The organism is Aquimonas sp. (assembly GCF_044377145.1).
GTDB lineage: Bacteria > Pseudomonadota > Gammaproteobacteria > Xanthomonadales > Xanthomonadaceae > Aquimonas.
The window spans coordinates 1-5,498 of the sequence record NZ_JBILJQ010000140.1 but is presented as its reverse complement, the minus strand read 5'-3'; the positions used below and the strand labels follow the sequence as shown (position 1 = coordinate 5,498).

The window sequence follows — 5,498 nt, the reverse complement described above, 5'->3', positions numbered from 1 at the left end:
ATCGTGACCCTGCCCAGTGAACTCGGAAGCAACGAGATCGCAAGCATGAGCGAATCCGCCACTCAGGAGAACGAATGACAGCTATCTGGTGAACAGGCTGTCTCAAAGGGGTTGACGCGTTCCGCATTCGAACCGCTCGCTACAGATTCTAGTCGGGCGCGCAGGTCACGCCGAACACGACCCTGTATCAAATGAATCAGGCAGATGGCAGTCGTACTCAAGGTGGTTCGCCCATGCAATCCACAACACCGTCTCCAATTCAAAACGCCGCGGAGGCAGCGTCATCGTCGCCGCTGACGCGCCTGCAGACCGAAGTAAAGCGACGGCTGGAATACATCTCAGTGTCTGGCTCGGCTGAAGAGAAGCGATTGCTGGCAACGCTCCCGCGAATCAAGGACATCGAAAGCCTATGCGCTTGGCTGCGCGAAAGCGGCGGTGGTCTGAACCTCGTGGAAACGCTACGTGCCGAGGTGCACGTGCTTTGGCAAGCGCATCGTCCCGATGATCGCGCCATCGAGTTGGCGGCGTTTCTGTTCCTTGCTGGTGCGGAGGCACGAATACTCGAGAAGCTCGGCACGACCGCTGCCAGCCAGGCGACGCTGATTTTGGCAGCGAGCGATCAGACCGTCTTCGCTATCCTTGGTTTGTGCCTGCTGGATCGCGGCTTCTATCTCAAAATCGACCCAGGCCAGGCCCAAGCGAAACCGCAGAATCTCGTCACCGATTTTGAAGTTCACGAACCGGGGAAAGACGTTCCGCACGGCACACTTCGAAGAGAGCTTGCAGCCGTCGAGCAGCGCATGGCGGGGCGTAAGCTCGACGGCAGTATGCCGTCCGTTGAGACGTTGGAAGTGCGCTTGCGGATGCTTGGTAAGAGCCACGGGATTCGCCCGGCGGTCGCTGTTCTGCACGGCGATCCCAAGGGCATTTTGAGCGAACCAGGTGCACTGGAGTTGTTGAGCTATCTGGACGTCAGCGCATTTTTCTACGGCGCGGACAGGCCGAATGCGAGCTTCGACCATGCATTGCTGGCTGATGTCGAAGCAGACCTGCCACATCAGTTGCAGGACATACTTGAATCTGTTCGCGCTCGTGTGGTCGAGCCTGAAGCTGCGCATAGATCTGGAGTCCCCTTCGTGTTCTTCAGCTATTCGCATGCAGAAGACGACCAGAAATGGAATGCCAATCTGATTGCGCAGCTGAGGGTGCTTGTAGGGCAGGGCAGGATCCGGCTTTGGGTGGATGAGCGCGAGATCGCTGCGGGTCAACGTTGGAATGATGAAATTCAATCAGCCATCAATCAAGCCGACGTGGCCGTGCTGATGGTGTCCAGGCATTTTATGAACTCAATCTATATTCAACAGAATGAGCTTCCGCCGCTGCGCGCGCGGGCCAAGCGCGGGCTGCTGCGTTTTTTGCCAGTGCTACTCGGAGACTGCGCTTGGGACCTGGATGAAGAACTCAAATCTCTGCAGTTCGCCGCTGGCACGACGCCGCTCAATACGATCAGCAATGTCGGGAAGCTCGATGTCGTTACCGCCAAAATCGCCAAAAAGGTCCTGAGCCCATGAACGCCTTGCGGAGCCTCACCCCCAACGCCATCACCCCGCTCCCCGCCGACGGCCGCTACGAGTACAGCGCACATCGGTGGTCGCTGCCCGAGATCGACGCGTTGACCTTGGCGCTGGCAGCGCGCCGGCCATTGTTGGTCCGCGGCGAGCCGGGCATCGGCAAAACGCAGATTGCGCGCGCGGTGGCGGTGCACCTTGGTTGGAGGTTGCATAGCGAGACGATCCACCCGCGCTTCGACCCGGAACACCTGATCGCGCGCTTTGACGCCGTGCGTCGTTTGGCGGACGCGCAGGCTCAGAAGCTCGGCGAGGATTCCGACTACTGGAGCCCCGGGCCCTTGTGGCGCGCCTACGACTGGGCTGGCGCGGAGCGCTTCAAATCCGTTTCAGCGCCAATCGCACAGCCCGTGGCTGAACCCGACGGCCATGTGATCCTGATCGACGAGATCGACAAGGCCGACAGCGATCTGCCGAACAGTTTGCTGGAGCTGCTGGGGCAACGCTCGCTGGCGTTTGCGCCGCTCAAGCTCCAACTCGGCGGGCCTGATGCGCGGTTGCCCCTGGTCATCATCACCACCAACGAGGAGCGCGAGCTGCCGGCAGCCTTCATCCGCCGCTGCGTGGTGTTGAACCTGGCGGCGCCGGAAGATTATCGAGGCTGGCTGATTGAGCGCGGTCGCACCCACTATCCGGGCGGCGATAGAGCGATGCACGAAACGGTGCTGGCGCTGGCAGCGGATGACTTGATCGACGATAGAAGCACGATGAAGCAAGCCGATCTGCCGCCTCCGGGCGCGGCGGAGTATCTGGATCTGTTGTCCGCGCTGCACGACTTGGCAGCGCGCGACACCGCAGCGCAGTTGAAGTTGATTGAAAAGCTGAGCCTTTACGCCTATTTCAAGCACAGCGTACGCCCCTCACCGCGGCGACAGTCGCGCGATCCGATTGCCTCGGACCCAAGCTGATGCGTACGCCAGCGTTGGGCCGGGCGGACCTGCTGCGGGCCTGGGCGCAGACCGATGCCAGCGCGTCTGATCGACTGGCGAGCGTGTGCGGTTACCAACTGAAATCGCACTCATTGACGCTGAAACTGGCGGCAGACGAAGACCAGACCCTCTTCGGGCAGACAAAGATCGGGCACGCTCAGACACCCGTGCCGCAAGACGCCAGAGCACCCTTGCGTGCGAGCCTGTTTCAGGCCTGGGTCGACGAGGTGGAGCGCGTCCCCGCATCAGATGCAAGTCAATTGGCGCCGGTCTCGCGTGCCCAGTTGCTGCCGCCTGAGGACGCTCGCGTACCGCCACCCCTGCCGCTGGTGCGCACGCCACGTTTGTGGCCGGCGCTGCGGCGCTCGCTCAGCAAGACCATCGCGGGCGATATCGATGTCGATGCGCTGGTTCAGCGCCTGTCGCGTGGGCAGCGCGTCGATCCGCTGCCGCTGAAGCGCGAGCGCATTCCGGCAACGCCGCTGGTGGTGATCTGGGACGACGCTGAGCGGCTGATGCCGTATGAGCACGACAGCGTGCAGATGCTTCAGCTGATCGAGCGATTGCGCGGCGGCGACCACAGCTTGTACACGCGGCACGAATCCATCGGCGAGTGGTCGCGCTGGGACAAGCGCCGGCCCAACGATGACGACGACGTGGCGCAAGCGCACCAGATGGCGCGCTCGAAGTACCGGCAAGTGCGGCTCGCCGCCCCGCCCAGGTTCGCCGGCGGCGTGGTGCTGCTGTTGTCGGATCTGGGCGCGCTGGCCAGCTCGCCGTGGTGCGAGCAGCAATGGCTGCGGCGCATTCAGGCCTGGCGCACACAGGGCGCGCAGGTCGTGGCCTGGCTGCCCACCGCACCGGGCCAGGTGTCGGCCGATCTGGCCCGCGTGGCGCAGGTGCATCACCTGAGTCTGACCGACATGCTGCGCGTGCAGCGCAAGGGCTGGTGCGACAGCGAGCAGCGCGCGCGCGCGCATGAACGCATGCGGCTGGCGCGCGAACGCCTGTTGGTGCTGGCTTCCTGTGCGGTGCATGTGGCGCCGGAGCTGCTGCGCGCGCTTCGGCTGCTCGATCCCGAGCTGCGGACGCAGCCGGCCGCTGAGGGGCTGGCCTGGAGTGCGGCAGCAGCCGGCACTTCGCTGCTGTCGCGACCGCTGTGCCCGGAGCACGCGCCAGACTATCGGCGCGCGTTTCGCGAGATTTCGCCCGACCTGCAGCGCAGCGCCATCGACACGCTGCAACAGCAGCACGCTGGGCGCGGTCGGACCACGCCGGCCATGGAATGGCTGTTGTGGCACAGCCACGCAGCACCCGCCGCCCATTCGGCCGAAACGGAGTTGCGCGTTCAGGAGGCGCGCGACTTGCTGTCTCGTCTGGCACAGGCCGGCGCCGGCGATGTGCCTGCAGAAGACATCCGCGCCTACGCCCTCGACATCGTTCACCGCCTGTCGCCCGACCAACAGTGGTGGAGTGCAGAAGGTGAGCTCGGTGGCGCCTTGCACCGGCTGACGCACAGCGATCAGATTCCTGCCGGGCTCGACGCGAACCACGTGTTTCGCAAACCACTTTCGAGTTGGGCAGCGCGTGTGTACTTGGCGCAGCGGGGTGCTGGCCTGTGGTTGATGCCCGAGCGTCACGCGCTACCGGCCGGGCAAAGGCTGTGCGCGCCGTTTGAGACCGATGAGCTGGTGATCGAACCGAAGGCTGCGGCGCGTTCCGGTCAAGCCAAGCGCGCCTCCACGCGACTGCACGCCCAAGCGGCCCCGGTCGAGCTGCTCCCGCGCGTGCAGCCCGTTTGCGTGCAGACACGGCGCCATCGGATTCAGCTGGCTGAAGTCCCCCGCCCCAGCTGGGCGCACGAGTTCGGGCGTGATGCCTCTGGCGTGTATGCCTTGTCGCCGCCCTTGGGCACGCGCCAGGAGCGATTCGATGCGTTGGGCCCGGACGAAGCCGGGAGGGCCGGTTCGTTCGTGGCGCAGAGCCGCTGGCAGAACGAAGCGCGCCGCGGCAAGGCGGCCGCAGGCGTCAAGCTCAGCCACGCCATCGGCGTCGACCAGGAGTTCGGCATCTACACGGATCTTCAACTGGGCAGGGCCCTGCAACGCTTTCGCTGGATCGCCCCCGGCGAGTTCTGGATGGGCAGCACGGACGCTGAGCGGGCGCGGATTACGGATGAGAGCTTCGCCAATTGGTCGAAGAATGAAGCCCCGCGCCACCGTGTGCAGCTCTCGCGCGGCTACTGGCTGGCGGATACGCCGTGTACGCAGGCCTTTTGGTCAGCCCTGCTGCAAAACAATCCCAGTGCGCTCAAGGACGATCCGCAACGCCCTGTGGAGAGCGTTAGTTGGGACGAGGTGCAAGGCGCGCTGCAGGCCCTGTCGGCGCTGCTGCCCGAAGCGTGTAGCGCGGATCTGCCCACCGAGGCTGAGTGGGAATACGCCTGCAGAGCCGGCACTACTACGGCCTTTTCGACCGGCGATGAGCTGCGCGCGACGCAGGCTCGATACTCGGGCGAAGATCTCTTTGGCCGTGGTGGCGGTGAACACGGCACCGCGCCGGTGGCATCCTTTCCGGCCAATCCTTGGGGACTGTTTGATATGCATGGCAATGTTATGGAATGGTGCCGCGATGGGCTGCGTACTTACTCGGATGCCGAGGTGCTGGACCCGGAGGGTCCCGTGGGTGCTGCGCGCGCGCTGCGCGGCGGTTCGTGGTTCTACGACGCCAGGGGCTGCCGCTCCGCCTACCGCTACGCGTTCGAGCCCGACAGCCGCGACGGCTACCTGGGTTTTCGTCTTGTCCTGAGGTCCAACCCTACGTGTCAACCTCCTACCCAACAGTTGTTCTCGGTTTTTATAGATAACAATTGTGGGGCGGTTTGAGGAGGTTTCAGTGAGCAAGGCAGGCATCGAAGTGGAGACAGATCCGCAGCTTGAAC

The 5,498-nt window shown here is 64.0% G+C and carries 3 protein-coding genes; all 3 read left to right on the top strand.

Going from position 1 to position 5,498, the window contains the following annotated elements; translation table 11 throughout:
- Positions 1 to 191 precede the first annotated feature (191 nt).
- From ACIQ7H_RS21610 to ACIQ7H_RS21600, 3 genes are read left to right on the top strand one after another with little or no spacing between them, the layout of a single operon-like run.
- Positions 192 to 1,571 carry a toll/interleukin-1 receptor domain-containing protein gene (locus tag ACIQ7H_RS21610; RefSeq protein ID WP_395795465.1) on the top strand — a complete coding sequence of 460 codons (1,380 nt, stop codon included), beginning with the start codon at positions 192 to 194 and terminating at the stop codon, positions 1,569 to 1,571.
- On the top strand, positions 1,568 to 2,536 hold the full coding sequence (locus ACIQ7H_RS21605; RefSeq protein ID WP_395795463.1) for an AAA family ATPase: 969 nt from the start codon (positions 1,568 to 1,570) through the stop codon (positions 2,534 to 2,536). Before ACIQ7H_RS21610 ends, ACIQ7H_RS21605 begins: the two co-directional genes overlap by 4 nt.
- On the top strand, positions 2,536 to 5,442 hold the full coding sequence (locus ACIQ7H_RS21600; protein WP_395795461.1) for an SUMF1/EgtB/PvdO family nonheme iron enzyme: 2,907 nt from the start codon (positions 2,536 to 2,538) through the stop codon (positions 5,440 to 5,442). Before ACIQ7H_RS21605 ends, ACIQ7H_RS21600 begins: the two co-directional genes overlap by 1 nt.
- The last annotated feature ends 56 nt before the right edge of the window (positions 5,443 to 5,498 follow it).

Bases quoted from the DNA above. Each gene is read 5' to 3' on its own strand.
- ACIQ7H_RS21610 (WP_395795465.1), top strand. From the start codon at position 192: ATGAATCAGGCAGATGGCAGTCGTACTCAAGGTGGTTCGCCCATGCAA.
- ACIQ7H_RS21605 (WP_395795463.1), top strand. From the start codon at position 1,568: ATGAACGCCTTGCGGAGCCTCACCCCCAACGCCATCACCCCGCTCCCC.
- ACIQ7H_RS21600 (WP_395795461.1), top strand. From the start codon at position 2,536: ATGCGTACGCCAGCGTTGGGCCGGGCGGACCTGCTGCGGGCCTGGGCG.